Annotated in this window: 16 protein-coding genes; 11 read left to right on the plus strand and 5 right to left on the minus strand. The window is 60.4% G+C overall.

Annotated features, from left to right (window positions below; translation table 11 throughout):
* Positions 1 to 217 precede the first annotated feature (217 nt).
* The gene (locus FW789_RS13800; protein WP_186699689.1) at positions 218 to 1,294 is read right to left on the minus strand and encodes an ABC transporter substrate-binding protein; all 1,077 of its coding nucleotides are present in this window, start codon (positions 1,292 to 1,294) and stop codon (positions 218 to 220) included.
* A gap of 211 nt (positions 1,295 to 1,505) precedes the next feature.
* Here FW789_RS13800 and FW789_RS13805 point away from each other — a divergent pair, with 211 nt between their 5' ends.
* From FW789_RS13805 to nhaA, 4 genes are all read left to right on the plus strand, one after another.
* A complete protein-coding gene (locus FW789_RS13805) occupies positions 1,506 to 3,158 on the plus strand; it encodes a nitrite/sulfite reductase (protein ID WP_101318475.1) in 1,653 nt (550 codons plus the stop codon).
* Entirely contained in the window at positions 3,142 to 3,636 is a 495-nt protein-coding gene (locus tag FW789_RS13810) for a DUF934 domain-containing protein (protein ID WP_103436948.1), read from the plus strand. Before FW789_RS13805 ends, FW789_RS13810 begins: the two co-directional genes overlap by 17 nt.
* 149 nt (positions 3,637 to 3,785) lie before the next feature.
* Positions 3,786 to 5,360 carry a hypothetical protein gene (locus FW789_RS13815; RefSeq protein WP_446431601.1) on the plus strand — a complete coding sequence of 525 codons (1,575 nt, stop codon included), beginning with the start codon at positions 3,786 to 3,788 and terminating at the stop codon, positions 5,358 to 5,360.
* A gap of 388 nt (positions 5,361 to 5,748) precedes the next feature.
* A complete protein-coding gene (gene nhaA / locus FW789_RS13820; protein WP_446431602.1) occupies positions 5,749 to 6,939 on the plus strand; it encodes a Na+/H+ antiporter NhaA in 1,191 nt (396 codons plus the stop codon).
* Between the two features lie 61 nt (positions 6,940 to 7,000).
* On the opposite strand, the gene FW789_RS13825 is transcribed toward nhaA, so the two are convergent.
* The 4 genes from FW789_RS13825 to vasI form a co-directional block, all read right to left on the minus strand.
* A complete protein-coding gene (locus FW789_RS13825; protein WP_446431603.1) occupies positions 7,001 to 7,870 on the minus strand; it encodes an EamA family transporter in 870 nt (289 codons plus the stop codon).
* A 63-nt stretch (positions 7,871 to 7,933) separates the two neighbouring features.
* Positions 7,934 to 11,572, minus strand: a complete 3,639-nt coding sequence (gene tssM, locus FW789_RS13830) for a type VI secretion system membrane subunit TssM (RefSeq protein ID WP_446431604.1) — start codon at positions 11,570 to 11,572, stop codon at positions 7,934 to 7,936.
* A gap of 8 nt (positions 11,573 to 11,580) precedes the next feature.
* Positions 11,581 to 13,035: a type VI secretion system protein TssA gene (tssA, locus tag FW789_RS13835; protein WP_446431605.1), complete on the minus strand. Its 1,455-nt coding sequence runs from the start codon at positions 13,033 to 13,035 to the stop codon at positions 11,581 to 11,583.
* Complete coding sequence (gene vasI / locus FW789_RS13840; protein WP_446431606.1) at positions 13,023 to 13,613, minus strand: type VI secretion system-associated protein VasI; 591 nt, start codon at positions 13,611 to 13,613, stop codon at positions 13,023 to 13,025. The genes tssA and vasI overlap by 13 nt, the downstream gene beginning before the upstream one ends.
* A gap of 392 nt (positions 13,614 to 14,005) precedes the next feature.
* Here vasI and tssB point away from each other — a divergent pair, with 392 nt between their 5' ends.
* From tssB to tssJ, 7 genes are read left to right on the plus strand one after another with little or no spacing between them, the layout of a single operon-like run.
* Positions 14,006 to 14,512 carry a type VI secretion system contractile sheath small subunit gene (gene tssB, locus FW789_RS13845; RefSeq protein WP_446431607.1) on the plus strand — a complete coding sequence of 169 codons (507 nt, stop codon included), beginning with the start codon at positions 14,006 to 14,008 and terminating at the stop codon, positions 14,510 to 14,512.
* Positions 14,513 to 14,526: 14 nt separating this feature from the next.
* Complete coding sequence (tssC, locus tag FW789_RS13850) at positions 14,527 to 16,017, plus strand: type VI secretion system contractile sheath large subunit (protein WP_186699674.1); 1,491 nt, start codon at positions 14,527 to 14,529, stop codon at positions 16,015 to 16,017.
* Positions 16,014 to 16,424, plus strand: coding sequence for a type VI secretion system baseplate subunit TssE (gene tssE, locus FW789_RS13855; RefSeq protein WP_103436940.1), 411 nt, complete (start codon positions 16,014 to 16,016; stop codon positions 16,422 to 16,424). The genes tssC and tssE overlap by 4 nt, the downstream gene beginning before the upstream one ends.
* Before the next feature lie 2 nt (positions 16,425 to 16,426).
* A complete protein-coding gene (gene tssF / locus FW789_RS13860) occupies positions 16,427 to 18,193 on the plus strand; it encodes a type VI secretion system baseplate subunit TssF (RefSeq protein ID WP_340612442.1) in 1,767 nt (588 codons plus the stop codon).
* The gene (gene tssG / locus FW789_RS13865; RefSeq protein ID WP_340612443.1) at positions 18,157 to 19,173 is read left to right on the plus strand and encodes a type VI secretion system baseplate subunit TssG; all 1,017 of its coding nucleotides are present in this window, start codon (positions 18,157 to 18,159) and stop codon (positions 19,171 to 19,173) included. Before tssF ends, tssG begins: the two co-directional genes overlap by 37 nt.
* Positions 19,170 to 19,739, plus strand: a complete 570-nt coding sequence (locus FW789_RS13870) for an FHA domain-containing protein (protein WP_446431608.1) — start codon at positions 19,170 to 19,172, stop codon at positions 19,737 to 19,739. Before tssG ends, FW789_RS13870 begins: the two co-directional genes overlap by 4 nt.
* Positions 19,736 to 20,521, plus strand: a complete 786-nt coding sequence (gene tssJ / locus FW789_RS13875) for a type VI secretion system lipoprotein TssJ (protein ID WP_446431609.1) — start codon at positions 19,736 to 19,738, stop codon at positions 20,519 to 20,521. The genes FW789_RS13870 and tssJ overlap by 4 nt, the downstream gene beginning before the upstream one ends.
* Positions 20,522 to 20,575: the final 54 nt, after the last annotated feature.

Here is a 20,575-nt window from a genome sequence, read left to right on the forward strand (position 1 = left end):
TCGAAAGCGGTGATGCGCTACTGATGGCTGACCCAGTACACCGCAGTGACTACGACCAGCACGATCAGACACAGGATCGCCCAGGCATCGACACTGCTGTCGTTTTTGCGCAGCTTGGTGGAGTTACCCATTGCATTGCCTCTTGTAGTGGTTATGGGAATGCACATACACCACCAGCAGTTAAGTCGAGCAATGCCCTTGATTCAAGCAGGGTCTTTCAATAGTCGACCGGTGACGTCAGAAACGGGTAACGATAATCGGCTGGTCGCCCTTCGGCGCTGAAACGGTGGAAGTCCAGACCATAATCGTCGGCCTCCTGCAGGGCCAGCCAGCGCCGCGCCTTGGCCTGATCGATTGACTGCAGCACCGGCAAGCTGTATTCGTCGCTACCGTCGCGATTGATGGCGATGCCCTGAGCGTGGTCATGCAGCATAACCATGGCCCAGCCGCCAACAGTGACATGGCCGCCCATCAATACGCTGAGGCGCCCGTCGATACGCGCGCGCAGCGCTTCAGGCGAGCCGTTGACCGCACCGAACAGCACGTCGACGCCAGGTTTGCGCCCCGCTGCCTCGAACGCCTGCATCGCTCCAAAAGCCATTTCGTCATTGGCCGACCACACCAACTGCGCTTGCGGATAGCGCTCAAGCAGCAGCTGCGCTTGCTCGAAGGCGCGCTCGCGGTTCCAGCCGCCGTATACCACCTGGCGCAAGCGTACCTGCGGGTGATCGGCCAAGGCCCGGCGCATGCCTTGCTCGCGGCGCTGCGAGGCCGGGGTGGTCTTGACGCCGGCAAACGCCAGCAGGTCGATCGGCTCGTCCGATGGCGGCAACTTCGCGACCATCTCGCGCAGCATCTGATAACCGGCCTGCTCATCGTTACTGGTCAGCGTGCCCAGCACTGGCGGGTATTTGTCCGGTTGCGCCCGGACGCTCTCGAGCTGGTTATCGGTCAGGCCGTTGTTGACCAGAAACAGCTGCACGCCGCTGTCGCGGGACAGGCGAATGATCTCCGGAGCGACATACAGCTCGTTGACCAGCACCAGATAGTCGGGGCGCTGCGGCCCGCTCAAGATAGCCCGCGCCTGGCTCAACACCAGATCGGCGCGGCGCTCGCTGTATTCCACCCGCAGCTGCATGCCGAGATCGTCAGCCGCGGCCTGCATGAAGCGCGTGTATCCCACCCAGAAGTTCTCGTTGGCATGACCCGGATTGAGAAACACCACGGACGCCGCCTGGGCACCGGCCGATAACGGCAGAAACAGGCACAGACTCTGGCACAGCGCTTTGAACATGGGTGCATCTCTGTGGAGCAAAGCGCGGATTATACCCAGCGCCGACGCCTAGAATAAATGCCAGTCAGTCTCACTTAGTCCGTTTAGTTCTTTTCATATGCAAAAACATCACTTTAGCGCATAAATGCAACCTGATATCGTTCCCCGGCTCCGAACCGGAGTGCGCGGCCGTGCGCGCGATTAGCTGCATGCAGCCTGAGACAGGACTTTTATGTACGTATACGACGAGTACGATCAGCGGATCATCGAGGACCGCGTCAAGCAGTTCCGTGATCAGACCCGCCGCTATCTGGCCGGTGAACTGAGCGAAGAAGAATTCCGCCCTCTGCGCCTGCAGAACGGCCTGTATGTCCAACGTTTCGCCCCGATGTTGCGGGTGGCCGTGCCTTACGGCCAACTCAACTCGACGCAAGTGCGGGTGCTGGCGAAGATCGCCCGCGACTACGACAAGGGCTATGCGCACATCAGCACCCGGCAGAACGTCCAGTACAACTGGCCGGCGCTGGAAGACATCCCGGACATCCTTGCCGAGCTGGCCACCGTGCAGATGCACGCGATCCAGACCAGCGGCAACTGCCTGCGCAACACCACCACCGACCAGTTTGCCGGCGTCGCCGCCGACGAGCTGATCGATCCGCGCCCATGGTGCGAGATCATCCGTCAGTGGACCACCTTCCACCCCGAATTCGCCTACCTGCCGCGCAAGTTCAAGATCGCCGTGAACGGCTCGAAGGACGACCGCGCGGCCATCGAAGTGCACGATATCGGCCTGGAGCCGGTGCACAACGAAGCCGGCGAACTGGGCTTCCGCGTGTTGGTCGGCGGCGGCCTGGGGCGTACACCGGTGGTCGGCTCGTTCATCAACGAGTTCCTGCCGTGGCAGGACCTGATCAGCTACCTCGACGCGATCCTGCGCGTGTACAACCGTTACGGTCGTCGTGACAACAAGTACAAGGCGCGGATCAAGATCCTGGTCAAGGCCCTGACCCCGCAAGTGTTCGCGGAAAAGGTCGAAGCCGAAATGGCCCACCTGCGCGGTGGCAACACGACCCTGACCGAAGCCGAAATCGAGCGCGTTTCGCGCCACTTCGTCGACCCCGCCTACCAGGCGCTGGACAACGTCGACTACGCCGAGCTCGATCAGGAGTTCCCAGGCTTCGCCCGCTGGCGTTCGCGCAATACCCGTGCGCACAAGCGCCCAGGCTATGTGGCCGTGACCCTGTCGCTGAAGCCGACCGGAGTTGCCCCGGGCGACCTCACCGACAAGCAGCTGGACGCCGTTGCCGATCTGGCCGAGCGCTACAGCTTCGGCTTCCTGCGGACCTCGCACGAGCAGAACATCATCCTTGCCGATGTCGAGCAGCGTCAGTTGCACACGCTCTGGCAAGAGCTGCGCGAAAGCGGCTTCGCCACGCCGAACATCGGTCTGCTGACCGACATCATCTGCTGCCCGGGGGGTGACTACTGCTCGCTGGCGAACGCCAAGTCGATCCCGATTGCCGAGTCGATCCAGCGTCGCTTCGACGATCTCGACTACCTGTTCGACATCGGTGAGCTGGACCTGAACATCTCTGGTTGCATGAACGCCTGTGGTCACCACCACGTCGGTCACATCGGCATTCTTGGTGTCGACAAGAAGGGCGAGGAGTTCTACCAGGTCTCGTTGGGTGGCAACGCCGCCCGTGACGCGAGCCTGGGCAAGATCCTTGGCCCATCGTTCGCTCAGGACCAGATGGCCGATGTGATCGAGAAGCTGATCGACGTCTACGTTGAACAACGTACCGAAGAAGAGCGCTTCATCGACACCTACCAACGTATTGGCATCGACCCCTTCAAGGAGCGCGTCTATGCAGCGAATCATTAAGAACAACCAGCTGGTCGACGAAACCTGGCACTTGCTGCCCAAGGATGCCTCGTTCGACGAACTGACCAACTGCGACGACTACATCGTGCCGCTGCAACTCTGGCGTGATCACGCCCATGCGCTCAAGGCCCGCGATGGCGGCCTTGGCGTATGGCTGGACAGCGACGAAGAAGCCGAAGAAATCGGTGACGACGTTGCGCATTTCCAGGTAATTGCCCTGAACTTCCCGGCCTTCACCGACGGGCGCAACTACTCCAATGCGCGCCTGCTGCGTGATCGCTATCAGTTCAAAGGTGAGCTGCGCGCAATCGGCGATATCCTGCGTGACCAGCTGTTCTACCTGGCGCGTTGCGGCTTCGATGCGTTTGCCATTCGCGCCGACAAAGACCCGGTCGATGCCCTGGAAGGCCTGAAAGATTTTTCGGTGACCTACCAGGCCGCAGCCGACGAACCGCTACCGCTGTTCCGCCGCCGCTGATCGCCTGTGCTTGAGCAATCAGCCCGCCCTTTGGCGGGCTGATTTGTTTCTGGCTGGCGCAGCGCCGCCAATAGCTGCATGAACGCTAAGGTTTTGCCTGACCGCGCCGATACCCTGGGTTAGACCCAAGATCTGCACGGAAGCCGACCATGAATGCGATAACTGCTGCGCAGCGCCTTACCCCGATCTACACCGCCCAGGCACCTGTTCAAGTGCAGGCGGTTGATCAGGCCACCCCGCCCCTGACCTCGCCCAGCACCTCGGTCAACCTCGGCCAGGCGGTGGACGCCACGCCCAACCAGACCTACACCGCCAACGGTGCCCTGACGGGCCCGCAGGTGCGCTATGCCTGGGAGCAGGAAAGCTCGGACAAGCTGGGCATGGCGATGATGAACAGCATTCAGTCATTGTCCAACGGAGGTCGCTTCCAGAACATCGGCGCCGCGCTGCTGGAGCAACTGGCGGGCAACGGCGGCAAGGCTGTATCGCAGTCCATCATGACCATCGCCGGCGGCGAGCAGCCCGATGCGGCCGCGCTGCAACTGCAACTGGCCAACCTGCGCTCGCACCCCACCAATGGCGTCACCTTCAGCCTGACCACGGCCTCCGGAGCGACGGTCAACCTGTCTCTGGCGAGCAACGCACAAGGCCTGGCAGTGAGTGCCGAAGTGCTCGGCGGTGAACTCAGCGACGATGAACTCAAAGGCCTGGCGGCAATGGCCGACGACTTCCAGTCTGCCATCAATGGCCTGACCCAGGTGCCGCCGCGCTTGCAGCTCGGCAACCTGGTCAAGTTTGACACGACGCTGTTCAGCGGCCTGCAACTGAACGCCAAGCTCGACGTCAACGGCGAACCACAGACCTTTGACCTCAACGTCAACGAGCAGTCGCGCAACCTGACACTGGACGGCCCCTCCGGGCGCGTACAGATGAACCTCGACACGCCGGACGCTGCCAAGCTGGGCAGCAGCAGCCAGCGCCAGGCCGCCATCAGCAATTACCTGAGCCAGTTCGACGCCGCGCAAAAGCGCGGTAAAGGCGATGAGAACCTGATGAACCTGTTCAAGGACGCCTTCACCCAGCTCAACGCCGTCGATGACGGCAAGCAGGCGGTGACCGAGCGTGGCTCGTTGCAGAGCGCCAGCGACCGCGCCCTGCTCAGCGGCCTGGCCGACTTCAATGCCTCGATCAGCCAGACCTCGCAGCAGAGCAACCCGATGCGCCTGGAAGAATCCGACCGCTTCGATTACCGCGCTTCGCAATCGACCAGCATTACAGGTGGCGGCCAGCTGACCCGCTCGGTACAGCAGGATCAGCAGAGCGCACTGAAAGCGGGTTATCACCTGGGCCTCAACCCGCTGACGGACATGCAGCTCGGGCTGGACCGCGAATCGCAGAACTACCGCTATCACGAGATCAACGACCAGGCCAGCAGCAGCACGCGCCTGGCCTTCGACAAAGGCCGCCTGGTCGAAGCCAGTGCCTCGCAATCCGCCAGTCAGAGCGAGCGGGTGCGTACTTATGTGAATGGCGACCTGACCGATGACGTGACCACGCCAAGCTCGAGCAGCCGCAGCCAGAGCCTGCTGACGGTACTGGACGACAGCTTCCGTCAGGAGCGCATGGCGCGCGAGCAGAGCGGCATCTCGATCCTTGATGATGCACTGCAGTCGCTGCGCAGCCGCTGGCAGCTGCAAGGGTCGGCTGCGGCCATCGGCGGCTGACCCCTGACCGCGCTCGAGCAGACGCCCGCAATGGGCTGAGGCTCGAGCGCGGAGCCCCATTGCAACATTTCGATGCAGACCCTCGCCCACCTTGACTGCCAACTCTGTATAATTCGCCGCCTGGCGTGTGCTGCGTGCGCCCGGGAGCTATCCCGAATACGGAGAACATTCATTTGTTTTCCGAGAGTCCATCCATGTTGCACGCAGCCTTGCTATTCCTTTGGCGTATGCCGTTCCCGCGTTTTTTGCCGGGTACGTGCTCGCTGCATCCCCTTCCCTTCTTCTCGCCTCTTGTTGCAGTGGCCCATTCGGTGCCAGCGCTTTGCCGTGGCCGTCGTTCGGCCAATGCCTGCAACATCCAGGGCGAATCCATGAACGAGGACCTCGCATGACCGTTTCTCTGAACAGCGCCGAGCGGCGCCCATTGCTGCAGCGCCTGCTCGCCAGCGAAGCCGCTGGCGGCGTGGTGTTGATGCTCGCCGCAGCAGTGGCCATCATCATCGCCAACAGCCCATGGGCCGCAGCCTATCAACACCTGCTGCACCTGCCCCTCGGCCCCACCTTCACAGAAAAGCTCGGGCCGATGACCGTGCACCTGTGGATCAACGACGGCCTGATGGCAATCTTCTTCCTGATGGTCGGCCTGGAGATCAAGCGCGAGATGGTCGACGGCCGCCTGGCCACTTGGGAACAACGCCGCCTGCCAGCGCTGCCAGCGCTGATGGGCATGGCAGTGCCAGCGCTGATCTACCTCAAGGTGTCCGCCGTAGAGCCCGGCCTGGCCAGTGGCTGGGCAATCCCCGCCGCCACCGACATCGCCTTTGCCGTCGGCGCCCTGGCGCTGCTCGGCAAGCACGCACCGCTGTCGCTGAAAGTGATGCTGGTATCGGTGGCGATCATCGACGACATGGGCGCAGTAGCGATCATTGCGCTGTTCTATACCTCTTCGATCAACCTCATCGCCCTCGCCGGCGCCGGCGCTATCGTCGCACTTCTGCTGGGCCTGAACCGCCTGCGCGTGGTCAGCCTGTGGCCATACATGATCGGCGTCGCCGCCCTGTGGTACTTCACCCTGCTATCCGGCGTGCACGCGACCATCGCTGGCGTGGTCGGCGCACTGCTGATCCCCTACACCGCCGGCGATGCCAAGAGCCCGCTGCTGACGCTGGAGCATGCCATTGCGCCGTGGGTAGGTTTCCTGATCGTACCCGCGTTCGGCTTTGCCAATGCCGGCGTGGCGTTTACCCATTTGAGCTGGAGCGACGTATTTGCGCCGTTGCCGCTGGCGATTGCCTTGGGACTGCTGCTGGGCAAGCAGCTTGGGGTGTTTGCCGGGGTGTTGCTGGCGGTCAAGACTGGTCTGGCTTCCAAGCCGCAAGGGGCTAGCTGGTTGCAGATTTATGGGGTGGCGATGCTCTGTGGGATTGGTTTCACCATGAGCCTGTTTATCGGTGAGTTGGCGTTTGCGGGGCAGACTGAGCTGATTGATAAAGCCAAGATCGGGATTTTGCTGGGGTCGCTACTGTCGGCGGTGATTGCTTGTTTGATATTGCGCTTTGCGCCTAGGACGGTGAAGTGAAGGGGAACGGCGCCGGATCAGCGGCGCCGTTCAGCCGCGGCGGTCATGGCCAGGAACCCTCTTAGCCATACAGGTGGATAAGGCCAGCGCCGATCAGCACAAAGCTAATGCCCGAGACCTGCAGAGCTGTGAGGCGCTCGCTGTGAAAGATGTAGCCGAGCACGGATGCGATACCGCCGGACAGAGTACTGATTACCGTAACGATCGAAACTGAGCCGCTCATTGCACCCAAGGAAAAGGCGGCAAAGCCGCTCAAATTGCACAAGCTCGCGGCGCAGAGGGTTCCATAGGCCTTGAGCTGAATAGCGCTCTGCCGTGACGACATCGGGATCACTTCTCGCCACAGCACAGCCACGCCAATGATATAGATGAGCCACAGCATATTTATTGGGCCGAGTGCGGGAAGTGCATAGGTGCCTTGCAACCATAAGCTCGTGCCGTAACAGAGGGCAGCCGCAAGCGCATAGATGATGGATGCCCTCCCCCGTCGCACTGGAGTGTGGTTGCGGGCAGATGGCCTGCGGCTTACCAAGAGCACCCCGCAGACACAAATAAAGACACCTGCGAATTGCCAGTTGGTCAACGTCTCACCCGCTACCCATGCGATCAGAGTAGTGACAACTCCATAGCTTGTGACCAGCGGCGCGACCAAGGCGGTTTTGCCTATTGCGAACGCATTTGCCAACGCGAGAGCACCTGCCACTGCACAAACGGCTGCGAGCATGCCAAGCATGATGGCTAACAGTGGCGCATCGATCAGACGCATCAGGTGTCGACTCGACATCAGCAATATCAAGCTCATCACGATCAAGCCAACGAGCTGCCCGAATAAAACAGATCGCCTGACACCGAACAGCCGCGCATTGATACCCACCAGAAAATCGGTCACGCCCCAGAAAACCGCAGCCAACAGGCCCATTGATACATCCATATCAGTGCTCTCTTTCTTATTGTTATTGGCCCCGACTGCGTCACTCGCCGGGTTGTCCCAGCTTTAAAACGCGCTACTCCTGCCTTCCTCCAACACGCTCGCCTGGAGTAGATTCGAAGATTGCTGTAACAACCCGCGCGGCAGCTTGAAGCCCTTGAACGGCTGCTGGGTAATCGGGTTGAAGGCCTTCTCGGAATTCAACCGGTAGCGCATCACCCCCTCTCCTGTTGTGAAGCTCAAGTCGACACTGGTTGCAGTGCGACCGTTGAGCGCGCCTCGGCTGAGCAGGCGGAACATCGACCATGGACCGCGGTACTCCAGGCGGCTGCTGTTGCCATTGAGCCTGAGCAACGTCAGGTTGCTGCGCACCTGCTGGCCAAGCGTATTGGGCCAGACAACACCTGTAATCTGGCTCGGGCCATGGGTGTAGGAAATCAGCTGACCGTCGAGGTCCAGCAGACTGGTGCGTTGGTTGGCGCTGAGCCCAAGCGGCTCGATGCTGAATTGCACACTGAGGTTGCCGCGCTGATCAAAGAAGGTGTCGCGGATGCGCTCTGCCGCTTGCAACTGAGCGATCACATCAGGGCGGATCAGCGACTCGCCGTATTGGTCGGCCTGCAAAGCCTCGATGTTGTCTTTCAGGAAGACTGTCAGGTACTGATCCTGAAACTGCTGCAAGCGCCCCTTCGGTCCAAAGAAGGCCTCAAAATCATCCAGCGAGGCATCGACAGCGGCCGCTGTAAACGGATAGCGACCGGCCAACCGCTGCTGGAAAAAGCTGTAAACGTCGGCATCCCATCGCCGCTCCAGTTCACGCAGCGCTTCGATGTTGAGCACGCGAGTGGTCTGGTCTGCAACCTTTTTGACCTGCTGATTGAACGGCTCTGGCAAGCCGCTGGCAACGCGTTGCAACGTGCCAATCGGATCGTGCCCGGTCATCGAGAAGCGCTGCAGTACCGCATTCAGTGCGGCCCGGCCACGATCGGGGCTATCGTGGACCAGTCTGGCGTAGTCGTGCACGGCAGTGATCGCGGTCAGGGTTTCATCGTAGTAGCTAGGCTTCTCGCCTTTGGCTTCCAACATGGAATTAAGGCCGGCAAAGGCAAGGCGGATGCTCACGGTCTGCGGCGACTCAGGCATGCTCGCTGCAGGGTGGACACCATTGGGCTGCTCCTGCCCGGTACGCACCACCGGCAACGAACTCAGCGAGGTATTTTCCGACACCGTTTCCAGCAACCGCTGCATAGGCGCAGCAGGACCGGTCAGTTGCTCCAGTACCGTCACAGCATGCTTCAGGTCCTGGAAGTCAGTGATAGCAACAGCGTTCAGGGCCTGCCGCCAGCTATTGACGTAATCGGCGCTGTAGAGGCTGCGAACGCGCTCGGTCAAGGCTTTACGGTCGGCGTCCGAGTAGTCGAGTTGATCGCGCTCTCCTAGTACCCACTGGTCAATCATGGCTATGTCGGTGATCTTCTCGCTGTGAGGCTCAAAATAGCTTTTGTAGCCTTCAGCCGTGAGCAGCTTTGCCAGCAGCAAGCTCTGATGATCAGGTTTGCCTGCAGTGCTTGACTGGTAAACCACATCGAACGCAGGCCCGACCTGATTGCGCAGGTCAAGGTTGCCGTGCAGCTGCTCCTGCGCCTGCTGCTTGAGCGCGTTGTACACCCGTTGCGGGAGCGGTAATTCGCGCAGGGTTCGCTGAATCTCGCTGACCCGCAGACGATACTGCGGCAGATCGGTATCGGCGTAGGCCATGGCATAATGCAGATGGCGCATCAGATTACGCTGAACCTGGCCTTGCCCAGGAAAGGCCGCTTGCCACTGCTGGGCCATCCATTCCTCTACCCACTGCGGGCGGCGATTGCTACGGTCCTCGATCATGCGATAAACCCGCAGCGCAGCCATCTGCTGCTCGCTGCCGGCAGGCGCAGCGTCCATGGCCTTGATGACGCCAGCCGCCAGCGAAGGCAGAAAGCCTCTGGACAGCAGACTCAGGTACGCTTCGTCTACCCTCGGCCCAATTGCGCGCCCGTGATAAAGGCCCAGATCTGCCACACCAGGCCATGCTCCGCGATAGTCACCGAACACAGCTACTGCATCGCGGATCTGGTCCAACGGACCTAGCAGGTTACGCCCGGTGGGGTCGATATGCTGGTCGACCTCGTGAAGGCTGTACTCCTGACTCTTTGCCAGTACAGCAGCGGCTTTCAGCTGGTTGACGTCGAAGTAGCGTTGCCAGCTGGCGGTCGCCACTGCCAGCGCCAGAATTCCTACACCAGAGCCAAGCCACAGTAACTGGCGCTTGTTGTGGGCTACCTTGGCATTGTCGCCAGCGAGGCCAGCCTCCTTGTAGATGACCCGTTCGAACAGTTGCTGGATGAAGTAAACCACTGGCTGACCATGCGGCTTGCTTTCACGCAGCACCTGTTTGATTACGTAAGGCTGGGCCGCCTCGCGAACGAACGCATTGGTGATCTGCCCCTGCTGCAGTACTGACGACCAGTACACACCGCGCACCAAGGCCGGGGTGGTGAAGCGATCACTCGCCAGGACTTCATTGAGAAAATTCAAACTGACGGGTCGCAGACCGATGAATTGGGCATGCAGCGAGATGAGGCGCTCCCGCTGGGATGGGCATGCCAATAGCCGCAGCTGCTCGAGTACTTGTTCGTAGAGCAGAGCGGTCAGTTTGTCGTAGTGGTTGGCGAACTCATCCAACCAGGCGTCGAAGTCATTGACGGCGTCCAGCCTGAAGGTGAAACCCAGTATTTGCTCGCGCTCCTTTGCAGGCATGCGCGCGAAAAACTGGTCGAAGCCATCGAGCAAGTCGAGTTTACTCATCACCACATACACCGGCAGGCGCGAACCTAGCTGAGTACTCACGTCGTACAGCCGGGTGCGCAAGGTGTTGGCTAGCTCGGTGCGTTGCTCTGGCGAAGCATGCAGCAGGGCTGGCAGATCCACTACCAGTAAAAGGCCATTGAGAGCCCGGCGGCTTCGATTGCGGACTAGCCAGTCGAGCAGATGATTCCACAGCTTCGCCTGGCTGCCGGCAGGTATTGCAGCATTGGATTCGGACGAGGTATCGCCTGACTCAGTCTTCGCCATTGCCTGGGTGATCAAAGCCCCGGGCGGATCGATGATCACGGCGTCATCGCTGATCCACCAGCCGATTGGATAAGCGAGAGTATCCAGCGAATGCCCTCGGGTCTGAGCCTGATCGATCCGGGTAAGCGCGAAGCGCTGATTGGAACGTTCGATGAAACTGCTCTTGCCGGCATCCGCCACCCCCACGGCCATGTACCACGGCAGCCGATACAAAGCTCGACGCCCGCCAGCATTGCCGAGGTAGTGTTCAAGGCTGCGCTGCAACGCTCGATCCTGTGCCTGCACCAGCGGCAAGCAAGGGTCTGCTTCAGCAGCCAGTTCATGCGTGCGCTGCGCTTGCAGCCGAGCGAACCCTGCCCGCAGCACCAGCGCCCACGCCAGCAGCGGGACCAGTACAAGTAGCAGGCTGGCCAGGCTGCGTTGCGTCACACTTGCCAGCGGTTGCTGGCCACGCCAGCTCCAGTGCGGGCCGAGCCACCAGATGGCGATCAGCACGAGTACGGCGCCAAGCCCCAACAGAATCGGCAGGGCCAGGCCGACTCGTCTTGCCAACGGCACGCCCCAACGTTTGAATACAGTCCAGAGTTGTTTCATGAGGGCTCCTAATCCTTGTTCTGGTTGAGCAACGCCGAGGTTGCCGCTACCTGCTGCAGCCGGTTGAACACCTCTGGTTCCCAGGCAGCGGCGCTGGTTTGCTGCATGGTTCGCACCACGCTTGCGCACAGGTCCTGAGCCAACCAAGAGACGCCTTTGGTGGCGAGCAGGTCGGCGGCAATAGCGGTGGTATGGCAACGCTCACGCGGCGAGCGATAGTCTGTTTGCAACGCTTGCAGCTGCAGCAGCACCGGCTCCACCCCTGCCACTTCCAGCTGGCTGACCAGCTCGGCGCGCAGGCTGCTGAATTCTTGCGAAGCCGTTGTCTGCTCTGTCGGGCCATGGCCGCCTTTGAGCCACGCCAGGCACTGCTCATCGATAAAAGCCGTGCCGTCGCTGAAGCACAGCGACTGCAACGCGGGCAGGCGCAGTACGAAACGCGCAGTGGCGCTGCGAATAGCTTCTGCAACCTCACCCATTGCCAGCCGACCGGCGATGCTGGCAGCGAGAAAACTGCCGCGGATCCAGTAGGGCGAAGCCGCTACGCTTTTCTCCACCCGAAGTAGCAGCGCGGGGTCAATTGCAGTTCCGGCGACCGCTTCTTCGTAGCTGATGGCGATGTCAGCCGGAACTACCATCAGCTCGGTGCGCTGGTCCTGCCTTGCAATAGGCGCCAGCTGAATATGAGCCCATAGGCCAAAGCGCCGTAGCTGAAAGCCGGTAGGGTCATAGATATCCTGCTGATTGATGAATTCGGCCATGCTCAACAGAGCGCGGCGGGTCTCGCGCTCATTGCCAAGAGAGATGCCCGGCTTGGCCGGCAAGAACGCTTCGGCCAATGGCGCGGCCTCCCTTGGTGATGGCGCTGGGCTGACCTGCGTCGGCTCGCCGGTACCGCTGGCAAAGTCCACCTGCTTGAGTAGCAAGCGCTGCAGATCATCGACCGCAGCCGCGTCAAGCTGCGCTGACTTGACCTGTTGCTGCAAGCTGGTGAGCGCTCGTTGCGCAGCCGCTGCATTGGCCGGGGTGTAGGTAAATCGATCCAACTGCGAAATCGCATCGGTGAGTCGTTTGATGATCAAAGCGACTGACTTGCGTTTACCCAGGAAGCCCTTGGGTCCGGCCTTGGGGTGCGCAGTTTCCCAGTAGCGCTCCAGCATCCCCGCAAGCAGCTCCAGGGTGAACCCCCAGCGCTCCCAGCAGGCGCTGCGTAGCCAAACGACGCTCAGATGACCAACGATGCGCAAATGTTTGCATTGTTGACTCAAGTACTGGCGCGACGCTTCCTCGATGTAGCACCAGTCGATCGAAGACTCCTGCATGCCGCCCAGTTTGACCATTTCCTGGTCAATCGCCTGATAAGTCTCGTCCTCCACGTCGAACAGACCTGCCGGCGCTGCGGGGTCGATCGGCGCAAGCAGCCGCGCAATTTCTTCCGCCGAGACTGGCGCTACCAACGACATGCTCTGCGCGCCTCCTCGATCAATGGATCCAAGCCCTGGGCATCGAAGCTCAGGCCATTGAGGTCTGCGTGTTCGCTGACAACATGGATGCGCTCGGCACCAATGATCTGCTTGATCTGCTCGATAGCCGGCAAGCCTCGGCCGGCATCCAGCACCTGGCCGTTTTCCATCACCTGCCAGGGTGTAGGAAGGGTCGATCCGCGCTCGCCTTGCAGCTGGACCCTGACCCATCGAGCGTCAATGGGGCGCGAGCTGATCAACTGCAATCTTGAGATGTTCTGCACGCAGCTGATGGCCAGGTAGGGTCGTGGTTCGCCTTCGGCGATTGCCGGAGCCGAGATTACCAGCCGCTTGTGCGCGGGCCCGCCATCATCATGAACTCGAAGGCGGAAGGTCAGGTCATCACCCGCCCGCTCGACCTCGTTGGTCATGACGCTCTGCACGCTGGGGGAATCCTGCTCGGGCACCGACCAGTTCTGCCTGGCAACCCGCGCCGGAGTTCCAGCAGCCTGGTCAAAGCAGCCCAGACGCTCCAGGTTGGACGTAATGCTCGGGCAATCACGCACAGGGTCGGCCAATACCTCGCCTGCATTTATCAGCAGTGAAAAGACAATGCCAGACGCACTCCGAATTAACACCGAATTGAACTCCATTCAATAGGACGCACGCCCAATAGAGCGTAGGAATTTTCTTAAATAACAAGCCTAGCGCCAGAATTTATATGTGAGGATCACTGAGGGAAAGAACACTAATCCAGCGAGAACAAAACATACAGGCAAATATTTCCTTACACTTTTTCGCTCGACCAAAAAGCCATGTTGCGCGCAAGGTTTTAATAAGCCGTCAGTCGCTCACCGGACAACTAAACAGGAATATTGCACTTATGTAGGATGCTTCCTACATAAATAAAATAACTTAACTCTCCAAATGAGAGATTTCCTACAAACATAACAGGAAGTTACGCATTTCTATGGCGAAAAATAACGGTTCCGTCGCTCCCAAAGAGCGCATCAACATCAAATATGTGCCCGCCACCGGCGGCGAGCAGGCCGAAATAGAGCTGCCGCATAAAATGCTGGTCCTAGGCGACTTTGGCCTGGAAGACAATCGCACCGTCGAAGACCGCCAGGTCATGGGCATCGACAAGCACACCTTCAATCATGTGCTAAGAGATGCCGATGTCAGCCTGTGCCTGTCGGTGCCGTCGATGCTCAGCGCCGCCACCGATACCGAGTTGGCGGTGCACCTGCAGTTCAATTCGATCAACGACTTCGGACCTGACCAGGTCGCCCGCCAGGTGCCGGAGCTGAACAAGCTGCTGGAACTACGTGAAGCGTTAGTTGCACTTAAAGGCCCACTGGGCAATGTCCCGGCGTTCCGCAAACAACTGCAGCAACTGCTGACCGACGAGCCGGCGCGCAAGCAACTTGCACAAGAGCTGAACCTGGTGCTCGACGCGCCCAAACAAGACCAATAAGACGGAGCCCGCCGATGCCAAGCAAGACCGACACAGCAATTGCTGCCGAACTCACCACTGAAACCCTGGGCACCGTCACATTACTCGATCAGATCATGGCCGAAACAATGCTGGCGCCAACCCAGGAAGGCTATCAAGTCGCCAAACAGGGGGTTGCGGCCTTTATTGCAGAAATCCTCAAAAGCAATGAGCCAGATCAACTAATCAACAAGCACCGGGTTGATCAAATGATCGCCGAAGTTGACCGAGTGCTGAGCAAGCAGATGGATGCGATCCTGCACCAGCCTGAGTTTCAGCAATTGGAGTCCGCCTGGCGTGGCCTGAAGCTTCTGGTCGACCGTACCGACTTTCGCGAGAACATCAAGCTTGAAGTCCTGCACGTTAGCAAGGACGACTTGCTCGATGACTTCGAGAATGCCGCCGATATTACCTGTAGCGGTATCTACAAACATGTTTACACCGCCGGTTACGGCCAATTCGGCGGCGAGCCGATTGCCGCCATGCTCGGCAACTACAGCTTCGGCCCCTCCTCACCGGACATAAAGCTGCTGAGCTATATGGCCTCGGTCGGTGCCATGTCTCACGCGCCGTTCCTGACGGCACCCGCCCCCGAGTTTTTCAACCTGAGCAGCTTTGAAGACCTGCCCAATCTGAAAGAGGTGAAAGACATTTTCGCCGGCCCACGCCATGCCAAGTGGCGCGCCTTCCGCGACAGTGAAGACTCCCGCCATACCGCGCTGGTTGGGCCGCGCTTCATGCTCAGATCCGCTTACCACCACCTGGAGCAACCGACCGACAGCTTCAACTATGACGAGAACATCGACGGCCGCCACGACAACTACCTGTGGGGCAACTCGGCATTCCTGTTGGCCAGCTGCATCAACGACAGCTTTGCCCGCTACCGCTGGTGCCCGAACATCATTGGCCCACAGTCGGGTGGCGCGGTCGAGGACCTGCCGGTGCACCTGTATGAGTCGCTTGGCCAGTTGCAGGCGAAAATTCCTACCGAAGTGCTGATCTCCGATCGCAAGGAATTCGAGCTGGCGGAAGAAGGCTTCATCGCCCTGACCATGCGCAAGGACAGCGACAACGCCGCGTTCTTCTCAGCCAATTCGGTGCAAAAACCAAAGACCTTCGCCAAGACCCCTGAGGGCCTGCAGGCGCAGACAAACTACAAGCTCGGCACGCAACTGCCGTACCTGTTCATCGTCAACCGCCTGGCGCACTACATCAAGGTCCTGCAGCGCGAGCAGATCGGCAGCTGGAAGGAGCGCAGCGACCTCGAGAACCAACTCAACAAGTGGATCAAGCAGTACGTTGCCGATCAGGAAAACCCCTCGGCTGATGTTCGCAGTCGCCGGCCACTGCGCGCCGCAGCGATTGTAGTCTCCGACGTCGCCGGTGATCCGGGCTGGTACCAGGTCTCGGTGGCCGTGCGCCCGCATTTCAAATACATGGGTGCGAACTTCGAGATCTCGCTGGTTGGCCGGCTCGACACGCAGTGACCGGGTTGTTTGACCGGCTGGGAGTGAAGGCCACAGCCAACGTCCAGTCGTCTCGGCGTGAAGCGCGTGGGCGCAAGTTCGAGGTGATCAAGCAACACCTCGAAACCCTGCTCAATTGCCGTGAGGGCTGCTCGCAAAGCAGCCCTGAACTCGGCCTGCGCGACTTCAACGGCCACGACTTGAGCCGCGGTGACTTGCTGCAGCAGGTCAGCGCCGACATCCGCCACACCATTGACCGTTTCGAACCACGGATCGCAGTGCATGCGCTGCAGGCCGTGCCCGATGCACATGCCCCGCTGGAGCTGCACTTTCATCTGGATTGCCAGGTGCAGGTCAACAACCACGCGGAACAACTGCAGATCGAGTTGCTGGTGAGCGGGCACAGCCGTTACACCCGAGTGAAGTGACCATGTCGTTAAAAGACCGTTTCAGCGAAGAGCTGCGCTATCTGCGCGAACTCGGCACCGATTTCGCCCGAGACAACCCGCAGCTCAGCCGATTTCTCGGCAAGGACAGCAGTGACCCGGATGTCGAGCGCCTGCTGGAAGGCTTCGCCTTTCTGACCGCCAAGCTGCGGCTCAAGCTCGAAGACGACATGCCGGAACTGACCCACCCGATGCTGCAGCTGTTGTGGCCTAACTACCTGCGGCCATTGCCCAGCGCCACCATTGTGCAATTTACCCCGCAGCCGCAATCGCTGACCCAGTCACAAAGGGTAGCCAAGGGTGCGAGGCTTTTTTCCAGAGAGGTAGATGGGGTCGCCTGCGAATTTCGCACCTGCACCGAGGTACAACTACACCCCTTCGCCATCAACGACGTCGACGCGACCCAGACCCTGGACAACTCCAGCGTGCGTATCGACCTGCAGACACTGGTTGATCGCCCGCTGAACACGCTCGACTGCGAACGCCTGGACTTTCATCTGAGCGGCGAGGATCGCTGCGCGCAGACCCTTTACCTGTGGTTGGCGCAGTACCTCAAACATATCAGCGTGAGTATCGATGGCGAAGTGCGCCGCCTGCCGGCCAGCAGCATCGTGTTCCCTGGTTTCAGCCCTGATGAAGCGCTGCTGCCCTATCCGCAAAATGTGTTCGACGGCTATCGCATCCTGCAGGAGTACTTCGTCTGCCCGCAGCGCTTCCACTTTTTCAGCCTGACGGGGCTCGCCAAGCTCTGGCCTGGCCACAGCAGCAAACGTGTACGGCTGGAGTTTCACTTTACCCGCCAGCTGCCCAGCTCGATCCGTGTGGGCAAAGACGACTTCGGCCTGTTCTGCACCCCTGCAGTCAACCTGTTCAAGCACAGCGCCGAGCCTATCGACTTGTCGGGGCGCGACGCCCAGGTAGAACTGCAACCCAACGGCAATCGCGCCGACGCCTACGAGATTTTCAGCGTCGACCGGGTCGTCAGCACGCGCACCACGGGCGAAGGTACGCCGGGTGAGACGCTGCGCACGTTCCGGCCCTTCGAATCATTTGCCCACGAGATCGAGCACGTGCAAGGGCGCACGGCGCTCTATTACCACTGCGAAATCGAGAACTCGCTGCGCGGCAATGGCGTGATTCAGCGCATCGCTTTTGTACGCGGGGATGCCACCGCCTACATCGAACAACTCGAAACCGCCTCGATCGATCTCACCTGCACCAATCGCGACCTGCCGCTGGCATTGGGGATCGGCGACATCGATGTGATCACCGAGATCACGCCACCGCTGGCCAGCTACCGCAACATCTGCCGCCCTACCCGCCCCTATCGACCGGTGCTGGACGGCGACCTGCAATGGGCATTGATCTCCAACCTCTCGCTCAACTACCTGTCGTTGCTGTCGGCCGAACCGCTCAAGGCAGTCATCGGCGCCTACGACTTCGCCGCCTTGCATGACATCCAGCAAGCGCGCGCCACGCGCAAGCGCCTGGACGGTATCTGCGATGTGCAGACGGCGCCGCTGGACTGGCAGATCAAAGGCCAGCCGATCCGCGGGCTGCGCACCCAGCTCAAGCTGAACCAGGACGCCTTCTCCTGCGAGGGCGACCTGTACCTGTTCAGTTGTGTGCTCTCTCAGTTCTTCGCCCTGTACGCCAGCATCAATTCCTTCCACCAGTTGGAAGTGATCAATACCACCAACAATGAGCACTACACATGGCCACTGCTGACCGGCAGACAACCGCTGATCTAGCCGAAGCTCTGCTCGCCCAGGCGCACCAGTACAACTTTTTCCAGTTGCTGGAGCGTTTGCACGGCCTGCACGGCGACGACCTCGAGCCGCGCTGGCCAGACGAAGCGACACGGCTGCGGGTGAGGCTTGGCTGCGATCCGCGGTTGACCTTTCCCGTGTCAGATGTAGTCAAGGCAGAGCGATTTTCCGATCAGGCCGAGCGCTACAGCGTCTGTACCACCTTTATGGGCCTGCACGGCACTGACTCGCCACTGCCAACCTATTACCTCGAGCAGATTGCCTACGACCATGCCCACGACATCGGCGTGCGCCCGGCCTTCTTCGACTTTTTCAATCATTACCTGCTCAGCCTGCTGCACCGTATCTGGCGCAAGTACCGCTATTACATTCGCTTCCAGGCGGGCGCCACTGACGGCTTTTCGCAGTATGTCTTCGCCCTGATTGGCCTGGACAACAAGCAGTTGCGTGGCGATACCGAGCTGCCGTGGAGTCGCCTGCTCAGCTTTGCTGGCGTAATCGCCAGCCGCAGCCGTGCGCCCGGGACCGTAGCAGGCATCATCGCCCACTGCTTCGACTTGAGCAGTGTGCAGATCCGTGAATTCGAGAGCCGGTCAGTGCCTACCGCTATCAGGCAGACGGTCAGCCTTGGTCGAGCCAACGGTTGCCTGGGCAGTACCTTCATGGTCGGTAACCGTACTCGCACCCGCAGCAGCAAGTTCACCATCCTGATCAGCGACCTCGACCAGGCCCAGCTGCGCCAGTTGCTGCCAAGTGGAGTCAATTTCGGTCGCCTGCGCGCCTTGATCGGCTTTCTCCTGCGCGACGGCCTGGCCTACGACCTTGAGCTGCGGCTGAAACAGCACGCGCTGTCTCCGTTCTGCCTGCACCGCAGCCAGGGTGCGCACCTGGGCTGGACCAGTTTCGTCGATGACAAGCATGGCAAAAGCAGCCCAGTGGTCCGCATCAGGGGGCGCGCATGAACACCCTCGACCTGGTAATCGGCAATATCGACCGGCTCGCACACGGCGTAATCGCCCGCCATCGATTCGATCGTAACGGCGGCACCATCGGCAGCGGACCAGCCGACTGGCTGCTATGGGACCGCGCACAGCGTATCCAGCCGCTGCACTGCGAAATTCGCTGGATCGAGGGCAGCTTCTGCGCCGTCGACCTGTGCAACCAGACCTACCTCAATGAGACCCCGCGAAGCCTCGGCGAGCGCTCACCCGTGCGCCTGCAACAAGGCGACCGGCTGCACATCGGCAGCTATCGCGTCCATGTGCATTGCCAGCAGCACCCAGCCGACGAGCAGTCCCTCGAGGAGCTGTTCGCACCTGGCCAGCGACTGCTCGACGCCCTGATCGCCGACGCTCCGGCGGATCCTTGGCAGATCGAAGTTTCAGCGCAACAAGGCACCGTCGATATCTGCACCGCGTTCGACCGGCCGCTCGGCCATGACCCTCTGGCCGCGCTGGACGCGTTGCTGGATACACCGCCAGCAAACGCCGACGCGTTACAGCGCCTTATCGCCGGAGAGCAAGCATGAAACGCCATAAGTCCATCACCATTCTGTGGCTGGCACTGCTTGGCCTGGCCGGATGCACCTCATTGAGCAGAATGAGCCAGGTGGCGCTGGATCACTCATTGCCGATCGGACCGCCTGAGGATCATCCCACTCAGGTCGCCTTCAGCATCAACGCCAGCCCTACCCTCAACGGCAACCCCAACAGCGCACCCACTTACGCCGAGCAGGAAAGCGCGCTTCGACCAAGCCCCTATGCCATCAGCCTGACCGCGGAGGATCCGCAGGCGCTGGTGGAAAAAGTCGGCAGCTTGTTCGACTACCTTCAGCAGCAATATCCGCAAGCGCTAAGCGAGCAAAACCAGAGTGGCAGCCTGGCCTTTGCGGCTGACGACGACAGCACTCTCGGCAGCTATGACGACCCGGCAGTAGTGCTGACCTTGCCCAGTGCCACCGAGGTAACGGCTGAACCAATTGCCACGCCTATTGCGATCAAGATTCTGCAGCTGCGCGATGACTCGCTGCTGCGCAACAGCGTGTATCAGCTGCTGGATGAAGACCCGGCCAAGGTGCTGCGCAGCACCTATATACGCGATGACGACTACGTGCTCGCGCCAGGGCAGTTCAAGTTCATACCTTTCGAACCGATTCACGCCGACACCCGCTTCATCGCCGTGATCGGCGACTACCGCGAGCAGAACGACGCGACCTGGGGGCAGGTACTGCGCATCACCCCACGGGGTCGTCAGGTCGTGCTCTCGGTGCTGCTCAATGACACGCAGATCGTGCTCAAGGAGGAAGACTGATGAGTCTCTCCTGCACCTGCGCCCTGCCTTTTAACTTCTCGATCCGGAGCGCCC

Source organism: Pseudomonas sp. 1121_17, assembly GCF_052850745.1.